We start from the raw sequence: 18,594 nt of genomic DNA on the forward strand, positions 1-18,594 counted from the left end.
GATAAAATGGTATAATAGTTGTAATTGTTATTATTATGGAGGACATAAAATGAAGTATATTGACAAAAATAATATTAAGAAAAATACTATTAAAATTAAATCTTTGCTGATACTTTTAGTATTTTCAGTATCGGTTTTTTTAACAGCATGTGATCAATTAGATATTATAAAAGAAGTAGTAAATGATACTACAACTGATCAGAGTACTGAGGCTATTAATACTAGTGATAATAAAGTAAAAATTCACTTTATAGATACCGGAAATAGTGATGCCATTCTTATACAAGATAATGGTGTTTTCACATTGATCGATGGCGGAGATAACGATGATGAAAAACTAATGGTTGACTATCTTAATAAATGTGGTGTAAAATCTATTAAATACTTAATATCGACACATGCCCACGCTGATCATTTGGGCGGTTTAGATGCTGTGGTTAAAAATTTCGAAGTAGAGAATGCTCTTGTTTCTAATGGATCAGCAAATACTAAAAGCTACAGAGATTTTATTAATGCTATGGCAGATAAAGGTTTGTCACCAGGAGTTCCACTTGAAAACAACAAATTCTACTTAAATAATTCCTACTTTGAAGTCTTAAACACTAATGGTGGAAATACAACTAACGACCAATCACTAGTTTTAGTTTACACAAACGGAAATGATAAAGTTCTATTTACAGGCGATATAGAAAAAGAAACAGAAAAAGAGATTTTAGGTAAGTTAAATAACGTTGATTTGTTAAAAGTAGCACATCATGGTTCTAGAAGTAGCTCTACACAAGCATTTTTAGATATAGTAAATCCAGAGTATGCTGTTATACTTGCAGCTAAAGATAATTCATATGGCCATCCACATAAGGAGACAATGAAGAGACTTGAAAAAAAGAATATAAAAATACATAGAAGTGATGAATGTGGTGATATAATTTTTGAATCTACAGGAGATGGACTTATTTCGGATTGCAAGATAGAGGGGAGTTATGTTGACGGTAGAAGCAAAGCCAATTAGATGTTAAGTGTTAATATTAACGCAAGAGGTGGTACTATGGTTAGACATGTTGTATTTTGGAATTTCGACGAAAAAGCTTCAACAGAAGAAAAATTTATTAGTTCTAAAAAGATAAAAGTGGATCTTGAAAATCTTGGCAAAATTGTGAATGGTGTAATAGAAATTAAAGTTAGTATAAATCCTTTGAGTTCTAGCAATGTAGATATTATGCTTGATAGCTTATTTGAAAGTGAAGAAGATCTTATCAACTACCAAAATCATCCTGAGCACAAAAAGATCGGTGAATACGTTAAAAGTTTGATGTGTAGTAGAAAATGCTTTGATAGTAAAGAATAAAGAAAAATGATTATAGTATAATAACAATAGACATAAAAATTAATAGTAATATAAAAAAGATATCTTAATAAACCAAGATATCTTTTTTATATAAAACTTTGTATTTAAGTTAATTAATTATTTAAGTACTCTGAATACTCCAGTTACAATACCTATTATTTCAACTTCAAAGTCATTTAATATGATTGCCTCCATAAATTCATTTTCAGGTTGAAGTCTAATGAAATTTTCCTCTTTGAAAAATCTCTTTACTGTAGCAGATTCTCCGTTTACAAGTGCTACAACAATCTGTGAATTTTCTGCAGAGCTATTTTTATCTACAATTACATAGTCTCCGTCTAAAATACCTGCATTTATCATACTTTCGCCCTTTACTTTAAGGACAAAGTTATCTTTTCCCTTTATTAGGTTAGTAGGAAGTGGTATGTACTCTTGGATATTTTGATGAGCAAGTATTGGTTCACCAGCAGTAATTTCTCCAACTAATGGTAAATTGATTATCTCTTGGTTAAAACCAGTAACATCGCCGTCCTTGTTTCTGTCCAATACTTCTATTGCTCTAGGTTTGGTAGGATCTTTTCTTATATATCCAAGCTTTTCAAGTTTGTTTAAATGCGAATGTACTGTAGAAGTAGATCTAAGTCCAACTGCATTACATATTTCTCTAACTGCAGGCGGGTATCCCTTAGCAACAAGCTCTGATTTTATAAATTCTAAAATTAAAGCTTGTTTTTCTGTTAAATCTAAATACATAATTATCTCACTCATTTCTGGGTTATTTTTTAAAATTTATCTATATTATACATTGTAGCATAATAATATCTTCAACTCAAACATTTGTTCCGTAATTTGTTTATTTTTCGTCATCAATCCATTCAAAGTTATTTACAATGTCACGCTTTACATTCTTTTTGTGAGCTGCATAAAGTTGAGTTGTTGTTACGTTATCATGATCTAGTAAGTTTTGAACATCGTAAATAGAAAAACCATTTTGAATAAGGGAAGTAGCCGCTGTAGCTCTCAATTTATGTGGACTATAGCCTTTGTCCCTTGAAGTATCCATCGAAATAGAAGTATATTTCTTTACTAAAGATCTTATTGCTTTCGCAGTAATTCTCTTATTTTGTAGAGATAAAAACAGAGCATCTCTATATTCTTCTGATAGTAACTCACTGTTTGGTCTCTCATTTTCTATATATTCTTTTACAACAGTTTCACATGTATTGTTTATAGGCATTAAGACCTCTTTCCCTCTTTTCCTATAAATCATAAATTCACCTCTAGAAAAATTAAAGGATGAAATATTTAATTCCCTTAACTCATTAAGTCTTAGGCCATATGTAACGAATAAAGCTAGTATTGCTTTGTCTCTTAATCTTGTTTTTTCCCAATAAACCTTTTCTTTATCTGTAAGGCCTTGTCCAGTATCAACAGCATCTAACATTTTTGCTACTTCATCTATCTCTAGACGTTTTATAGCATCTGGCTGGGGCTTAGGAAGCTTTATTGGATTTAATCCATCTGTAATATTACTGTCTATTTGTTCATTTCTATACAAAAATTTAAATAAAGTAGATATAGATGATTTCTTTCTAGCTAGAGCCCTATTATTGTTTTCATATAAGATAGTATTTTTTCCGTTTTCTTTATAATACCTTCCACAATAATCTCCTAAAAACAAATTAAGATCCCTAGCCTTAATATCGTTAAAATCTTCTAGAGTTATATCAGCTACATCAGTGGCATCTGTAAGGTCGTTTGTTTCTACTAAATATTCACAAAAGAAATGTATATCTTCTAAATAGGCTAGTCTAGTAGTGACAGCCACTGAACCTTTTAAATAAATAAAGTAATCTTTCATAAAGTTAGGCAACTTATTTTGAACACTTATACATCTATCTATAAGTTTATTATCTCTAATCACAATATTGTCGGGTTTATCCGATTTATTATTTATTCTAACTGCTTTAGTTTCAGACATATTTATAACCTCCTAAAACGATGAAACATTAAATATACTATTACATTAATAAGATAAATTATATATTAAAAATGATTATGATTCAAATCTAGTATGAATTCTTAAGAATACTTAATTTTTATTAAATAAATAGAAATATGTGTAAATGTGGAGATATAATAGAAATATTATTAATAATTTAAAGATATATAGAGGTGAGATGATACTATGAAAGTGAAACTAAATACAAACATTTTTATAATTGCACTATTATTAATCCCTTTTATGTTTCATTTAAATGTATATAGCTATACTAAAAAGGAAAAAAGTAAAGTAAGTGTTAATTATAGTATTAAAAAGTTTAATAATACAAATAAAATTTCTATAAATCATTTAAAAGAGAGTGTTGTATTTTACCCTCAACACCAAGACGATGAAGTGTTATGGGCGGGAAGTGCCATTGTCAATGCTATAGATAAATGTGGTGCAGATCACGTTTATATAGTTTTGGTTTCAGATGGATCTGGCGCTAACATTTTAAAATTAAATCCAGCATTTCTTGGTTTAAACAGAAGACAAAAACAATATTTGCGAGACAATGAGTTTAAGAGTGCATTAAAATCTTTAGGTGTAAAAACTGAAAATATTATAATACTTCCTAACGAAGCTAGTAAAGAGGGGACCCATTATGAACTAATGAAAAAGACTATTTTAGATTTTGAACATAAGTTTAAAGGTAATGTCACTCATATTGCTCATCACTACAGGTATGACGATCACATAATGCATAGAATGAATGGTCAGGTATTAAAGGGGCTTGCGGACAAAAAACAAGTTAAACATGCAATGTATTTTATAAAACCTTGGTATTCAGAAAAAATACTTGAGAAAGATAAAATTAACTTTGTAGTAAATAATGATAAAGAGTATAATATTCTAAAAAATTCTTGTATGCAGTATAAACGAGTAGATAAAAAACATAATAGATATGGAATTGGCTATAAATCAGCTCCAAACTATTTTAAAAATCTTTTAAAAGATCCAAAATTTAAATCAATAATCATTATCAACTAGATTATTGATTTATAAAAATAAAAAAATTTATGTAAATAAAATTTATAAAAATAACTTTAGTATAAATTATTAGGATTTCTCCTTTTTCTTTTAATTTAATATATTTAAAACTTTATAAAATAAATTATTTTTAATTTTCACAATTTGTGATAATATAGATATATGTTAAATATAAGTTAAAAATTCATCTATTTGTTACTAATATTTAACATATTATTGTTCTTAGTTTTAAAAAAAGTAAGAATATATAATAATTTTAAAGGGGGTTTCCTATTAAATTAGCATATCATTTAGACGATGAAGTAACTGGTATAAAAGTCGACATTTCATCAAACACTTTAAGTCCAGAGGTTAAAGAGTTATTGACTTATATTGAAAAATTTAATGGAACTGAAAATGTAGTTCCTGTAAAATCAGGGGATTCAATATATATATTGCCAGTAAAAGACATCGAATTAATAGAAGTAATGTGTGGAGAAATTACCGTAACCTCTAATTCAAAACAATACATTACAAAAGGCAGGTTATATAAATTTTTAGAAAAAAATAATCATGAAAATTTTATTCAAGTTTCTAAATCATGTGTTATAAATATAAAACATCTTGTCAAATTAGAAACATCTTTTTCTGGTAACATGATAGCATTTATGAAAAGCGGAAAAACTGTTATTGTATCTAGAGGATTTTTATCTAAATTAAAACAAAAAGTAAATATCTGAATAAATAAATATATCTATATATTTATTTTTTAAAAATACATTTCTTAAAAAACATGAACTAATAGAAATACTTATGACATTTTAAAGGTATAAATACTTGCATAAAAAAATAAAAGCGCTTAGAGTGGCATTTAAGAGGTCGGATATTAGAGTATAAAATTCATTAATTAAATATTAGAAGAAAGTTATGTAATCGTAAATATCTATATTAAGATCCAAAAGCTTATAAAGGATGTAAAAGTAAATATAAAGTCATAAAAATAGTTAATCTAAAAATTGTTTAACGATTTATTAAATAAGTTGTTTGCAACTATAATTTTAATTAAGTTTTTCAAGTAAAAGTACTTATATTATAATTTAAATCTATAAGAATATGAGTAGAAGAATTAAGAATTTAAAAACTAAAAGATTTTATTAGTTATAAATAAATTGTATATTTGACTTATTTTAGTATAAAATTACTCTTTTGATTATTTATATATATAACTATTCCCTAAATATACATTTAAAGACTAGTTATATAAAACCTCTATTTTAAGAGAGGTATATATAACTAGTCTTAAATTTAAATTATTTTATTTTTTATAGTATAACATTTAAATAAATTTTAAATTTACATAGACTTAATTTTAAGTTCAAAAAATAAACATTATATCTAATATATTAAATAAATAAAATTGTACCCAATAAACTATATAGTTATATTGTCATTTGATGATTGATCTTAACTAAACTTCCTTATAATTTATAAGAATAGTCATCATTAAACTATCCTTATTTGTAGTAATAATTTTAACTCCATGATATTTATCCACCGATTTTTTATACCTTAATTTCAAATCCATATAAAAAATTATGTTAATCAGTAACTATTTTGTATCCTTTTCATTTATCTTAATTACTATATAGTATTTTAAACTATATTTTGAATATCATCTACCTACTATTACGCTTAAAATAAAGGATATAAACAAAGTTATCATAGAAAAGAATAAACCAAGCATCATTAGCAAAATAACTATTATATTATATTCAACAATCATATCTACTACCCTGCTCTCTCCAGCTCCTATTAAAAACGAAAAAATAGAACCTATAAATACTATCCCAATAAGTACTCCTAGGCCTGAGATACTGTTTTTAAAGTCGGAATAACTCAAAGACATATGGCTAGATATCGAATACATCAAGAACACAAAGATTACAAACCTCAAAGATATAATATTATTACCTTGAAATACATATGTAAAGAACAAATAAATATCCTTCAATATTGAATTTATAAATCCTACAAAGTCAAGATCTTCTAAACTGATAATATAGGTTTTTATACTAACTATATTGGTAATAGCGTCAAAACTATCTGGAAGAAAAAGTCTAAATATAAGTATTATTGATAAAGTCCCTCCTATTAAAGGTGCTATTCCAATAAAAAAATTGCCTAAATTTTGATATATACTGCTTTTCTTATATGTATGGCTAACATAGCCCAATACACCATTGTATTCACTTTCAATTGGTCTAAAAAGCCTAACATCCTTTATTTTGTGCCTAAATATTAGACACATTATTAAATGACTTAATTCATGAACGATAGTTCCAATTGCACCAGTGATTATAATCCCACTTCTTCCAAATGAAGAATATATAAGCTTGTTATTATTTTTTTCAACTATACTAAATACAAATCCAAATAGTAAAAAAGTCATTATTAAAAATACTACATTTACTATGCTTGATTTTAACATATATACAAGAGCCATAGATATAAGCTCCTTTCGATTTAGTCTAAATTTATATTTTAATTTTAATATAATCTAAATTATAACATAATTATTTAAAGATATAATAATACATGCATCTTTAATATATATTCTTTTTGTTAAGTGAATAAATTCTTATCTCATTAATTAAGTAATTAAACTATATTAAAAATTAAAAAGTGCAAAGAGTAAATCTTTACACAAATATAAATAAACAACTAAATAATTATCAAAATAAAAAATATTAATTCTATCTAGGTTCGATAGATAGTTTTATTGCAGTCTTCTTAACCCCTTCGATTTCTATTTCTGTAAAAGCTGGTATACATACTAAATCTATACCACTTGGAGCTAGGAATCCTCTTGCAATTGCTATTGCTTTTATTGCTTGATTTAGAGCTCCTGCTCCTATTGATTGTACTTCCGCCCCTCCGTCTTTTCTTAGTACACTTGCCAAGGCCCCTGCAAGAGAATTAGGATTTGATTTTGTTGAAACTTTTAGTATTTCCACTTTAATACAACCCCTTTTCAGAAAATTTCATTAATTATTACGTATTATATATATTCGATTTTCAAAATCCAATTCCTTGAAGAACACTCTCATTTTCGATAGACATATTATGATATTATTGAATAAATTTTTTTATTTTCAATAATATCTCTTTCTAATTGTTTAAATATAAAGTGTAAGTATAATATTTAATAGAGAAAATATTATAAATAAAAAACAAGAAGCTCACCCAAAATATTTAATGAGTTAGCTCCTATATTATTTATATACATTTACCAATATTCCTAAATTTATTGTACCTAATAGATGCTATTTGTTCTTTAGGTATTTCTTTATAATAATCTAGTCTATCTAATATATACTTCTTGATTTCTTTTGAAACAGCTTTGACATCTTTTTGAGCACCGCCAAGAGGTTCTTTAATAATTTTATCAATTATATTTAAATCATATAAATCTTTACTTGTAAGTTTCATAACGTCACATGCTTCTTTTGCTCTTGAAGAATCTTTAAACAATATACTAGATAATCCTTCAGGAGATATTACAGAATAGACAGCATGTTCAAGCATACAGATATCATTTCCAACGCCTATACCTAATGCCCCTCCGCTACCCCCTTCTCCAATTACAAATGTTATTACTGGTACAGATAGTTTACTCATCTCAAGCAAGTTTCTCGCTATAGCTTCACCTTGCCCTCTCTCTTCTGCTTCTAATCCACAGAATGCTCCGGATGTATCGACAAATGTTATTATAGGTCTATTAAACTTTTCTGCTTGTTTCATTAATCTAAGTGCTTTTCTATAACCTTCAGGATGTGGCATGCCGAAGTTTCTTCTTATTTTTTCTTTAGTATCATGTCCTTTTTGATGTCCTATTATAGTAACATTATAATTTCCTACTTTACCTATTCCACCAACAATCGATGGATCATCCTTATATAATCGATCTCCATGAAATTCAATAAAATTTGAACAGATATTGTCTACATAATCTTGTGTAGTGGGTCTATTTTTGTCTCTACTTAGAACCACTTTATCATGAGGTGTCAAAGATGTAAAAGCCTCATATTTTAATTTATTAAGCTTGTCTTTTAATGCATTTATTTTATCACTTAAGTCTATGCTACTTGATTTAGAAATTGTCTCCAATTGTTTAATATCATTTTCAATCGTAATCATTTTCTCTTTTATGTTATCAGTCAAAATATACCTCCCTTATGCAATTGTTATCTATGCATATTAAGAATTTCGTATAACACTTCCTTCATTTTTCTTCTGTCTACAATCATGTCGATAAAACCATGTTCTAGTAAAAATTCAGAAGTTTGGAATCCTTCAGGAAGTTTTTGTTTTATAGTCTGCTCTATTACTCTTGGACCAGCAAATCCGATTAGTGTGTTGGGTTCAGAAATTATTATATCTCCAAGCATCGCAAAGCTTGCTGTGACACCACCGGTTGTTGGATCTGTTAATATTGATATATATGGTAGAGCCTTTTCTTCAAGTTTAGCAAGTGCTTGAGAGGTTTTTGCCATCTGCATTAATGATAGCATTCCTTCTTGCATTCTAGCACCACCTGAAGCAGAGCATATTATCACTGGTAGATTATTTTCAACAGCATACTCTATCGCATAAGTAATTTTATCACCTACAACAGATCCCATGCTGCCCATCATAAATTCTGGATTCATTACACAAAGCACAGTTTTTATTCCGTTTAATCTACCGTAACCAGTTATAACTCCCTCTGATTCTCCTGTTTTCTCTTTATACGTATCGAATTTTGATTTATAATTAGGAAATTTTAGAGGATCTTGAAATCCAACATCTTCATTTAACTCTACAAATGTTCCCCTATCTATAAGGAGTTTCACCCTATTTCTAGCTTTTAAACTATAGTGTCTGCCACAATTAGGACATACATATAAATTTTCCTCAATATCTTTTCTAAATACTCGCTCATTGCAACCCTTACAGTACAACCAAAATTTTTCATTTATACTATTTTCTTTAAAATTTTTATCCAAAGAGATTGTTACATACTTGGATCCCTTTGATGGTAAGAATTTCTTTATCATTTTTTATTACTCCCTTACATTGAAGTACACTCTATCATAAAATCATTTTCTATGAATTTAGTGTGGTGTGTATCATTTCTAAATGCATCGCAAGTTATGAGTGTTTTTTGGAATTCTATATTAGTATAAATTCCTTCTATAATAATTTCATCTAGAGCTCTATACATTCTTTCAATACACTCTTCTCTTGTATCAGCCCAACAGATAAGTTTACCTATCATTGAATCGTACAATGGTGGTATAGAGTATCCTGGATACACAAATGTATCAAATCTGACTCCAAAACCGCCTGGCAAGTTAAGCGACTCTATTTTACCAGGTGATGGAGCAAAGTTCATCATTGCGTTTTCAGCATTGATTCTACATTCGATAGCATGTCCTCTAAAAACAATATCTTCTTGTTTATATGGAATTTCTTTTCCAGAAGCTACTAATATTTGAAGTCTTATTAGGTCTATATTAGTAATCATTTCAGTTACAGGATGTTCGACTTGTATTCTAGTATTCATTTCGATAAAGTAGAAGTTTTTATCTTTATCAAATATAAATTCTATTGTTCCTGCTCCTATATAGCCTATTCCTTTAATGATATCTACAGCTGTTTCGAAAAGTTTTGCTCTTTCATCATCTGATATATATGGACTAAGAGACTCTTCTATAACTTTTTGATTTCTTCTCTGCATAGAACAGTCTCTATCTCCAAAGTGAACAGCATTTGAATGCTTATCTCCAAATACTTGTACCTCTATATGTCTCGGGTTTTCAATAAATTTTTCCATGTATAAATCGCTGCTTCCAAATGATGATAAGGCTTCTGAACTTGCGATATCAAATAAAGAAGGTAACTCATTCTCTTCAAATACTATCCTCATTCCCTTTCCTCCGCCTCCATTTGAAGCTTTGATCATAACTGGGTAACCAATTTCGGAAGCTACTTTAAGGGCATCCTCTTTTGATTTAAGAACAGTTTTTGAACCTGGTACTATTGGTACACCTAACTTCATCATAGTTTCTCTGGCTCTTGATTTATCACCCATAAGTTCCATTTGTTCTTTTGTAGGACCTATAAATATAATTCCGTTTTCTTCACATCTGCTTACAAATTCAGTATTCTCAGATAAAAATCCAAAACCAGGATGTATAGCATCACATTTTAATTTATTTGCTAAATATATTATGTTTTCAATATTATTGTAGCTTTTGCTTACATTATTAGGGCCTATACAGATAGACTCATCTGCTAAGTATCTATGTAGGCAATCTTTATCTGCTTCTGAGTAAATCGCTACAGTTTCTATTCCAAGTTCTTTACAAGTTCTTAATATTCTTACTGCAATATCTCCTCTATTTGCAACTAGTATTTTATTAATTGACATCAGCTACCTCCTATTTACATTGGTTTAATCTTAAATAAAGGTTGATTGTACTCTACTAGTTCTTCATTTTTAACCAATATTTCAATTATTTCACCATTAACTTCGCTATTTATTTCATTCATAAGTTTCATAGCTTCAAGAATGCAAAGAGTTTGTCCCTCTTCTACTATGTCCCCTACATTAACAAAACTCTCTAAATCAGGATTTGGAGATCCATAGAAAGTTCCCATAAGTGGTGCCGTTATTATATATAAATTATCATCATTTACTGTATTAATTTCTTCATTGTCTCTGATATCATCTTTTTCAACAGTTACTTCTTGAAAATCTGAAACTAATGTATTTTTTTGTACTTGGTTACTATGATTACTTCTATGTGAACTATTATTTCTGCATACTTCTAATTTCAAAGAACCATCTTCAAGCTTTACATAGTCTAAATCTGTTGAATCTATCAGCTTTATTAATTCTTTTATCTCATTGATATTCATTTTTTACCCCCTTGTATTATTACCTGGTGCTAATATTATATCATAAAAGCTAAAATTGTAAAAGAAAAAGTGTCGACGTTAAATCGACACTATTATATATGTATATTAATTTATATATGATTAGTAATTTTAAAATTTCAAACAATTTGCAAAGAGTCTTTCATATCCATCTTCAGTTGATAACTCACAGTAATTTATGTCCCTTGCTATTCTCTCCATATCTTTTCGAATATCTTTAGAAAGAAGAGTCATTATTGCACCTGTTTTAGATGAATTACCTATATATCTGACATTTTCTTTTAATTCTTTAGGTATAATGCCAACACCTACTAAACTATCTACACTTAGATGCTTTCCAAATTGTCCAGCAATTATAACTTCATCTAACTCTTTTATATCTATATTCATAGTATTAAGCAGAGCATAAAAACCTGATAATATAGCTCCTTTTGCCAACTGCACTTGTCTTATATCTTCTTGTGTTATTGATATATTAGGGTTTTGAGGATCTAACATAAATCTTCTTTTCTTATTTTCATCTACTATATGTTCACTTAAATGCTTTAATTTATCATCAGTTTCTACTTCCGATTTCTTAACTATCCTACCAGTTTTACCTATAAGTTTTAATCTCGCCATCTCGCTTATTGCATCTATAATTCCGCTGCCACATAAGCCTTTACCCTCTTTATTTCCTATAACTTTTGTTTCTATTGTTTTACCAATTTTTATATTCTCAATTGCACCATCTCCTGCCCTCATTCCGCAACTTATATTCATACCTTCTAAAGCTGGTCCAGCTGCACAAGAGCAAGAAGATAACTTTGACCTTTTTGACAAGACAATTTCTCCATTTGTACCTATATCTATAAATAAAATATTCTTATTAGTTCCTGATAAATCGCTTACACAAACTCCAGCAACAATATCTGCGCCTATGTAGCTTGATACTCCTGGTAATAAATAAACTCGACCAAACATAGCAATTTCTATACCTAAATCTAAAGCCTTTATACTCTTCCCACTAGTAAATACTGGTGAGTAGGGGGACTTTCCTATCGAATTAGGGCTAACTTTAAGCAAAGTATGCATCATTGTGGTATTTGCAGCAATTGCTATTTCATATATCTCATCTTTATTTATCTTATTATTTTTGCATAACTCAATAATTAAGTTGTTTATGCAATCTATAATACTTCTATTTAAATTTTCTAAACCTTCTTTATTAGACTTGGAATAGTGTATTCTAGATAAAACATCTAATCCATATTCCTTTTGAGGATTAATATCGCTTTCACAGTCGATCTCGCATTGTTTGTTTATATCTATAAGAGATGCAACTACAGTAGTTGTTCCTATATCTAAAGCTATTCCATATAATTTTTCGCTAGTATCTTCACTTTCCAAACCTATAACTTCATCACCTAAATATACAACTGTACAGTAATCTTTCTCAAAAATACTAGGAATAGATTTTAAAATATTAAAATCATCATTTAATATTATACCCTCTTGTTTCAAATTATCTTCTAATGATAAATTGTGCTGTAGTGTAGGTTTATTTATTTTATGTACCTTTTTCGAAATCATCGGAGATTTGTTAAAATTAGGTATATATCCTTCTGTTAATATCTTATGTACATTGTTATCATTATTAATGAATTCTACACTTAAATCTCCTTTAGGATAAACTAAGCAACTTAGTCTTACATTATTTTTTATTTCTTCATCTGTCAAAAACTTTAATTCATCATCAGTTAGATCATTTACATTTCCATTAATTATTTTTAATTTACATTTACCACAAGTTCCATTTCCACCACAAGGACTTTCCAGTCCTAATTTATTTTTTTGTATTAAATCTAAAAGGTTTATTCCGATGTTAAATTCGTATTTGTCATTATTTATATATAAGTAGTTCATATAATACCTCTTTTATTAGCTGTTATATTGTTTTGCACATTCTACCAAAATTTTTATATTATCAAGTTTACTTTTTACACCTATTCCACATGCGGGAGATAATATATCTACGCCACTCTTTAAACATGCATTAGAAATATTCTTTAAACTTTCTTTAGTTCCATTTTCGATAGCAAAAGTACTAACATTTCCCATAATAATCTTTCCTTGAACATTCTCAACAACTTGTTTAACATTAGTTATAGAATCAAAACTAACTGCATCACTATGTAAATTATTTAATTCATTATATATTGTTTTTAATTTACCGCATATATGTATAATAGTTCCTCCAGGAGCATATTCTTTTAATTGATCTATTATCTTATTTAGATATGGTGTTGCAAATTCACTAAAAATTTTAGCACCTAGTATTTCTCCTGTACCGCTTGGATCAGATATAGTTAAAACATCTGCTCCGGCCTCTAATTGAGCTTTTCCAAAAATCACAAGATTCTCAGTTACAAATTCCATAAATTCAGAAGCTTTTTCTTTATTTCTTCTTAATTCCTTATAGTATGTTGTTGGCTCCATAAGTGAAGATGCTAAACTGACAGGCCCTATTAAATTTGCTACTATTGGAACATCATTATTTTTTTCTTTTAATATCTTAATGGCATCAATAACAACTTTTGCTCTACCTTTAGACACATCTATTTTTTTTAATTGATTCCACTGAGAAACCGATTCAATAGGATATTTTACAACTCTTGGCTCTGTAGTCTTTGTCCCCATATATACTTCTGCTCCCATGCATTCCGCTTCGACCGTCATACAATATGGTACTCCAAAGTTTTCAAATCCATTATTTTTATACATACCTTGTGTTAAATCAGCCATCATATTAGAATCACTATGAGCCATTGGCCAAAAAACACCTTCAATATCCATTATATCTTCTACTATCATGTTCATCATCCCGCCAGGGCAAATACAAGGTTTTCTATCTACAACTTCCCCATTTAATACTTTATATAACCTTTCTTTTGGAGTCATTATACCACCTCTTTGTATTTTTTCTTGTTTATTAGCTCTTTAGCTAGTTTGGCAGCTTTTGATGCTTCATGTGCGTATCCATCTGCACCGATTTCATTTGCGAAGCTTTGTGATATAGGGCCACCACCTACCATAACAACAAATTTTTCACGAATGTCTTCTTTATTTAATAGATTAATTACTAGTTCCATATTTTCCATAGTAGTTGTCATAAGAGTAGATAATCCTATTAAGTCAGCATCTATCTCTTTTGCTTTGTTTATAAAATCTATACAAGGGACATCTCTGCCTAAATCGTACACTTCAAATCCAGAAGTTTCTAACATAATTTTAAATAAGTTTTTCCCTATATCATGTGTATCTCCCTCTACAACTCCTACAACTGCTTTATAGCTTTCTTTAGTTGAATCTTTTATTATGTGCGGTTTTAATATATCAATACCTTCATACATAGCATCTGAACATAATAAAAGATCAGGTATAAAATACTCTTCTTCTTCGTATAATCTCCCTGCATCTTCCATTCCGAACGCTAGACCTTTAGCTATTCCTTCATAAGCTTCAAATCCATTATCTATATATTCATTAGCTATATCTCTTACAGTTTCATCTTCCATTTCTACAACACAATCTGCTAACTTTTTTAATAAATCTTCTTTTAAGTTTGACATAATAATCTCCTTTTTATAATTCATTAATATTTATATTTCTAGATCCGAATATTCTTGCAGCATCCATTAAAGCTACTATTTTTTCAGGATCTGTTCCAATAGGAACATCACAACCAGTACTTAATACAAACCCTTTCTTGCTATCTTGACCTTTAACTATACATTCCTTTGCTTCCATATATATGTCTTCTATAGTCCCTCTCATAATTATTTCAACAGGGTCTACATTTCCGATTAGACATACTTTATCTCCGTATGCCTCTTTTAATTCACCTAAATCTTCTATATTATCTAAACTTAAGTTTGCTATTCCTATATCAACCATATGACCCCATACTTTTTTAGTTTTTCCACATATATGAAGTGTTGATCCTCCACCAGTCCTTTCAATAATCCTATCCATACATTTTTTTAAGTATGGCTTTGCAAATTCTTCGAAGTTTTTTCCACTTATCATAGTACAAGATGCAATTGGTTCAGCTAGACTAGGAGTTAATCCAATATCACAAGCTGCATCAATATAATTTATAACACTTTGAGTTGTTATTTCTAAAAGATCATGTGCCTTTTCTTTATTTTTTGTTAAATCTCTTAAAAAATTATCTGTACCTCTTATAAAGGCTGCTGCTGTAAAAGGACCACCTACAGAAGTGCCAACCCCTACTTCTTTGCTTAATTTATCATTAGTAATTTTAAGAGCTTCTAAAAAGTAACGTATTCTTCCATCTTTATATGGATCTATAGGTCTTAATTTCCCTATTTCACTATAATCATTTATAGCGGGTTTGTTAATAAAAGGCGTATTGTTTAATGGGAATGAAACTTCACTACCCATAGCCTCTGGTATTCCTTGAAGCCCAGGACCAAATCCAATGCTATCTGGACGAAACTTTTCAAAACTTTTAACTGCTACATCTACAAGGACATCTATAGAATGATTATAATCAAATATTGTATATCCAAAAGATGGTGCAACACTTTCTCCTAAAAATGGTGAACATGGTATTCTATCAATTTCTTTACCTGCTCCAAAAGCCTGCATTCTTTCTTTTGGAGTCATTTGATCTTTATTAATTTTATAATTCATAATTCGTCCTCCTTTTTAAGTTATAAATTTATCAATTCTGAGATTACTTTACAACATTAATCATAAATAAACAAATTGTTAAAATCTATTTATTTCTTTATTGACATAACTATTATCTATAGTTTTAAATTTTCTATCTTTACAGTATTATTTGAGTAATCAGATTTTATAATATAAATACTTTTACTTAACTAAATTAGTAAAAGAAAAAAGTGTCGATGTAAAATCGACACTTTAGTTTAAGTAAATTCTTTACTGTTTTCATGTGGTTTTATTTCTATTGTTTGATCTAATTCCAAATTCTCATCTATAATTTCTGATATATCCTCAGAGACATTTGTAAAATTTTCTTCCGTATTATCAATGGAAGTATCTATTTCTTCATTATTTTCATCACTTTTAATAAATTTATGGCTGTACTGATTAAACAGTATTAGTAAAGCTGGTAATATAAAGAAGTGTCTACTTCCAATAATACCAAGTAAAACTGTAAGTATTGATATTTTATTATTTAGATATAAAAATGAAAAACCAAATAATTCCTTTTTACATATCTCTGCTGTATAAGATCGAATAAGAGCAAGAATTAAAGTAAGTATACAAAAAGGCAATAGTGTGTAACTAGATATGACTCCAAGTATACCTATAGATTCTATATATTTACTAGGATCATTTATAAAAACAAACATATAACCGTGTAAATACCCAAACATACAAGAAAGTATCCCTATTGATGATCCAATGGCTTGCGTATACCAGTTTAAATATCTAAATTGCATATTATCTCCTCCCTATAAACTGCATACTTATTAATATGAATTAAACGAAAGAAATATTTCTAAGTACACGTTTATAGGCTTAAATATATAATAAAAAAAACTAGCCGTGTTAAATAGCCAGTTTTTTATAAGATACATTAATTATTTAAAATTTTATTTTACATTAACATTTACTATTGCATCTTCAGAGTTTTGCTCTTTATTTATCTCTACTTTAATTTGAGATTTGCCAACTTTATTACCTGTTATTATCATATTATCTATCTTAAGAACATCATTATTTACAGTTGTTATTAGATTTAGATCTTTTGGAAGTTCATCAGTTACCTCCCAATGTTTATAATAATTATCAATATTTTTAGATAAAACATTTCTTAAATCAAATCTTTCTCCTACCTTTATTACTATAGATGGGTGTTTTGTATCCAATTTATATTGATTTTCCACATCATTTATAAAATTTAAATCGCTATTTACATCGACCCCATTTGATTTTAACTCATTTATAACTTTATTTTCTGTTATATAATTATTTGCTAAATTTATATAATCTAGATCATTTAGATTATTAATTTCGTTTGGTAATTCTTTAATATTATTATTCCAAAAAATAAATTCATCAATATTTTCTAAATAAGATATTCCTTCTAAATTAGTTATTTTTTCTCCCGAAGCATAAAACTCCCCATCTAAAGATTTTATCCTGCTTATAGTAAGTTCATCTGGATGTATATATCTCTTTATTACAGTTCTAAGATTTGCATCTGGAAAAATTTCTTTTAATTGTGATTCTGTCAAAACATTATCTGTACTATTTAATGGAGATAACGCTGTAACCGAAATAAACAATGGTAAAAAAGTATTTAAAATCATAAATAATCCTCCTGTAAAGTTACATTTTATTTTTATAAATTTCTTCTAGATAATGATTTCTATGTGAATGATTAGTATCCTTGCGATATATGAAGACTTTCGTTCACTTTATTATTGGAAATAAATATAAAATTCTACGATTATGGATATTATATTTTAAATAAGTTATATAATAATTATCACTTCTAATCAATTTAACAAATTATGACACTTAATTTTGATTTAAATAAAAAAAACCCCTACTCTTGAAGTATTCTAACAAAAGTATGGGTTATATTTGTATAAACATATCTAAAAACATTATAAAATAAAACTATATATATTAAATAAAATTTATTTAGGTCTGACAACCTAATGCTATTATAAAAAGCAATAAATAAACATCCGTCAAAATCGAAAATATAATAAGCATAAAAAAATCCTATTCTAATAAAAATTAGAATAGGATTAACTATATTAATGTATATTAATTTCCACAACCTGAACAACCTGAGCATCCGCCCGTTCCATCAAAATTTTCAGGTATTACTCTAAATCCGTATCCACTATCTTCTATAACAATATCGCCGTATTCTTGGTAATCGGCCATATTCATAATAAAGTTTAGTCCACCGGTTTCGTAAGCAAAATCATCTTTCTTTTGTTCATCTAGAGCAAGTCCAAAAGACGGTCCACTACATCCTACACCTTCAAAATAAACTCTTATATTATTTGGTTTATCTTTATTATCAGCTAAAATATTTTTTAGAGTTTCTGCTGCAGTTTCTGGTAATGTTACCTTCATATAATCAATTCCTTTCAGATTTATTTATTGATTTTTTTATCTCTTTCACATAATATTATACCATATTTAACATAATAAGATGTAAAATGATATATTAATTAAGAATTATTTTTATTCTGTA

Annotated in this window: 19 protein-coding genes; 4 read left to right on the forward strand and 15 right to left on the reverse strand. The window is 28.0% G+C overall.

Going from position 1 to position 18,594, the window contains the following annotated elements; all coding sequences use genetic code 11:
- Positions 1 to 49 precede the first annotated feature (49 nt).
- Entirely contained in the window at positions 50 to 1,009 is a 960-nt protein-coding gene (locus KQI18_RS00125; protein ID WP_216465470.1) for a ComEC/Rec2 family competence protein, read from the forward strand.
- 36 nt (positions 1,010 to 1,045) lie between these two features.
- Positions 1,046 to 1,345 (forward strand): Dabb family protein, encoded by a 300-nt coding sequence (locus KQI18_RS00130; protein WP_216465471.1) that lies wholly within the window; start codon positions 1,046 to 1,048, stop codon positions 1,343 to 1,345.
- 117 nt (positions 1,346 to 1,462) lie between these two features.
- Here the strand turns inward: KQI18_RS00130 and lexA are convergent, their stop codons facing one another.
- Positions 1,463 to 2,113 carry a transcriptional repressor LexA gene (lexA, locus tag KQI18_RS00135; RefSeq protein ID WP_330647981.1) on the reverse strand — a complete coding sequence of 217 codons (651 nt, stop codon included), beginning with the start codon at positions 2,111 to 2,113 and terminating at the stop codon, positions 1,463 to 1,465.
- Between the two features lie 85 nt (positions 2,114 to 2,198).
- On the reverse strand, positions 2,199 to 3,326 hold the full coding sequence (locus KQI18_RS00140) for a tyrosine-type recombinase/integrase (RefSeq protein WP_216465473.1): 1,128 nt from the start codon (positions 3,324 to 3,326) through the stop codon (positions 2,199 to 2,201).
- 207 nt (positions 3,327 to 3,533) lie between these two features.
- Here KQI18_RS00140 and KQI18_RS00145 point away from each other — a divergent pair, with 207 nt between their 5' ends.
- Positions 3,534 to 4,379, forward strand: coding sequence for a PIG-L family deacetylase (locus KQI18_RS00145; RefSeq protein WP_216465474.1), 846 nt, complete (start codon positions 3,534 to 3,536; stop codon positions 4,377 to 4,379).
- A 362-nt stretch (positions 4,380 to 4,741) separates the two neighbouring features.
- The gene (locus tag KQI18_RS00150) at positions 4,742 to 5,098 is read left to right on the forward strand and encodes a LytTR family DNA-binding domain-containing protein (protein WP_216465475.1); all 357 of its coding nucleotides are present in this window, start codon (positions 4,742 to 4,744) and stop codon (positions 5,096 to 5,098) included.
- A gap of 932 nt (positions 5,099 to 6,030) precedes the next feature.
- Here the strand turns inward: KQI18_RS00150 and KQI18_RS00155 are convergent.
- The 13 genes from KQI18_RS00155 to KQI18_RS00215 form a co-directional block, all read right to left on the reverse strand.
- Positions 6,031 to 6,861, reverse strand: a complete 831-nt coding sequence (locus tag KQI18_RS00155; protein WP_216465476.1) for a hypothetical protein — start codon at positions 6,859 to 6,861, stop codon at positions 6,031 to 6,033.
- Positions 6,862 to 7,111: 250 nt separating this feature from the next.
- Positions 7,112 to 7,372 (reverse strand): stage V sporulation protein S, encoded by a 261-nt coding sequence (locus KQI18_RS00160; protein ID WP_216465477.1) that lies wholly within the window; start codon positions 7,370 to 7,372, stop codon positions 7,112 to 7,114.
- Between the two features lie 262 nt (positions 7,373 to 7,634).
- Positions 7,635 to 8,555 (reverse strand): acetyl-CoA carboxylase carboxyltransferase subunit alpha, encoded by a 921-nt coding sequence (locus tag KQI18_RS00165; RefSeq protein ID WP_420372061.1) that lies wholly within the window; start codon positions 8,553 to 8,555, stop codon positions 7,635 to 7,637.
- A gap of 47 nt (positions 8,556 to 8,602) precedes the next feature.
- Positions 8,603 to 9,454 carry an acetyl-CoA carboxylase, carboxyltransferase subunit beta gene (gene accD / locus KQI18_RS00170; RefSeq protein WP_216465479.1) on the reverse strand — a complete coding sequence of 284 codons (852 nt, stop codon included), beginning with the start codon at positions 9,452 to 9,454 and terminating at the stop codon, positions 8,603 to 8,605.
- Positions 9,455 to 9,468: 14 nt separating this feature from the next.
- Positions 9,469 to 10,830 (reverse strand): acetyl-CoA carboxylase biotin carboxylase subunit, encoded by a 1,362-nt coding sequence (gene accC, locus KQI18_RS00175; protein ID WP_216465480.1) that lies wholly within the window; start codon positions 10,828 to 10,830, stop codon positions 9,469 to 9,471.
- 14 nt (positions 10,831 to 10,844) lie between these two features.
- Positions 10,845 to 11,321 (reverse strand): acetyl-CoA carboxylase biotin carboxyl carrier protein, encoded by a 477-nt coding sequence (gene accB / locus KQI18_RS00180; protein ID WP_216465481.1) that lies wholly within the window; start codon positions 11,319 to 11,321, stop codon positions 10,845 to 10,847.
- Between the two features lie 129 nt (positions 11,322 to 11,450).
- Positions 11,451 to 13,244, reverse strand: a complete 1,794-nt coding sequence (locus KQI18_RS00185) for an ASKHA domain-containing protein (protein ID WP_216465482.1) — start codon at positions 13,242 to 13,244, stop codon at positions 11,451 to 11,453.
- A gap of 15 nt (positions 13,245 to 13,259) precedes the next feature.
- Entirely contained in the window at positions 13,260 to 14,279 is a 1,020-nt protein-coding gene (locus KQI18_RS00190; protein WP_236887573.1) for a methylcobamide:CoM methyltransferase MtbA, read from the reverse strand.
- On the reverse strand, positions 14,279 to 14,950 hold the full coding sequence (locus tag KQI18_RS00195; RefSeq protein ID WP_216465483.1) for a corrinoid protein: 672 nt from the start codon (positions 14,948 to 14,950) through the stop codon (positions 14,279 to 14,281). Before KQI18_RS00195 ends, KQI18_RS00190 begins: the two co-directional genes overlap by 1 nt.
- 13 nt (positions 14,951 to 14,963) lie before the next feature.
- A complete protein-coding gene (locus tag KQI18_RS00200) occupies positions 14,964 to 16,037 on the reverse strand; it encodes a uroporphyrinogen decarboxylase family protein (protein WP_236887574.1) in 1,074 nt (357 codons plus the stop codon).
- 239 nt (positions 16,038 to 16,276) lie between these two features.
- Entirely contained in the window at positions 16,277 to 16,816 is a 540-nt protein-coding gene (locus KQI18_RS00205; RefSeq protein WP_216465484.1) for a hypothetical protein, read from the reverse strand.
- 153 nt (positions 16,817 to 16,969) lie between these two features.
- The gene (locus tag KQI18_RS00210; protein ID WP_216465485.1) at positions 16,970 to 17,689 is read right to left on the reverse strand and encodes a hypothetical protein; all 720 of its coding nucleotides are present in this window, start codon (positions 17,687 to 17,689) and stop codon (positions 16,970 to 16,972) included.
- A 466-nt stretch (positions 17,690 to 18,155) separates the two neighbouring features.
- Entirely contained in the window at positions 18,156 to 18,473 is a 318-nt protein-coding gene (locus KQI18_RS00215) for a Fe-S cluster assembly protein HesB (protein ID WP_216465486.1), read from the reverse strand.
- Positions 18,474 to 18,594 lie beyond the last annotated feature (121 nt).

It is taken from the genome of Metaclostridioides mangenotii (assembly GCF_018917235.1).
In the GTDB taxonomy this organism is placed as follows: domain Bacteria; phylum Bacillota; class Clostridia; order Peptostreptococcales; family Peptostreptococcaceae; genus Metaclostridioides.

Bases quoted from the DNA above. Each gene is read 5' to 3' on its own strand.
- KQI18_RS00130 (WP_216465471.1), top strand. From the start codon at position 1,046: ATGGTTAGACATGTTGTATTTTGGAATTTCGACGAAAAAGCTTCAACA.
- accB (WP_216465481.1), bottom strand. From the start codon at position 11,321: ATGAATATCAATGAGATAAAAGAATTAATAAAGCTGATAGATTCAACA.
- KQI18_RS00125 (WP_216465470.1), top strand. From the start codon at position 50: ATGAAGTATATTGACAAAAATAATATTAAGAAAAATACTATTAAAATT.
- KQI18_RS00155 (WP_216465476.1), bottom strand. From the start codon at position 6,861: ATGGCTCTTGTATATATGTTAAAATCAAGCATAGTAAATGTAGTATTT.
- KQI18_RS00195 (WP_216465483.1), bottom strand. From the start codon at position 14,950: ATGTCAAACTTAAAAGAAGATTTATTAAAAAAGTTAGCAGATTGTGTT.
- KQI18_RS00200 (WP_236887574.1), bottom strand. From the start codon at position 16,037: ATGAATTATAAAATTAATAAAGATCAAATGACTCCAAAAGAAAGAATG.
- KQI18_RS00190 (WP_236887573.1), bottom strand. From the start codon at position 14,279: ATGACTCCAAAAGAAAGGTTATATAAAGTATTAAATGGGGAAGTTGTA.
- KQI18_RS00140 (WP_216465473.1), bottom strand. From the start codon at position 3,326: ATGTCTGAAACTAAAGCAGTTAGAATAAATAATAAATCGGATAAACCC.
- KQI18_RS00165 (WP_420372061.1), bottom strand. From the start codon at position 8,555: ATGATTACGATTGAAAATGATATTAAACAATTGGAGACAATTTCTAAA.
- lexA (WP_330647981.1), bottom strand. From the start codon at position 2,113: ATGAGTGAGATAATTATGTATTTAGATTTAACAGAAAAACAAGCTTTA.
- KQI18_RS00215 (WP_216465486.1), bottom strand. From the start codon at position 18,473: ATGAAGGTAACATTACCAGAAACTGCAGCAGAAACTCTAAAAAATATT.
- KQI18_RS00210 (WP_216465485.1), bottom strand. From the start codon at position 17,689: ATGATTTTAAATACTTTTTTACCATTGTTTATTTCGGTTACAGCGTTA.
- KQI18_RS00145 (WP_216465474.1), top strand. From the start codon at position 3,534: ATGAAAGTGAAACTAAATACAAACATTTTTATAATTGCACTATTATTA.
- KQI18_RS00185 (WP_216465482.1), bottom strand. From the start codon at position 13,244: ATGAACTACTTATATATAAATAATGACAAATACGAATTTAACATCGGA.
- accD (WP_216465479.1), bottom strand. From the start codon at position 9,454: ATGATAAAGAAATTCTTACCATCAAAGGGATCCAAGTATGTAACAATC.
- accC (WP_216465480.1), bottom strand. From the start codon at position 10,830: ATGTCAATTAATAAAATACTAGTTGCAAATAGAGGAGATATTGCAGTA.
- KQI18_RS00205 (WP_216465484.1), bottom strand. From the start codon at position 16,816: ATGCAATTTAGATATTTAAACTGGTATACGCAAGCCATTGGATCATCA.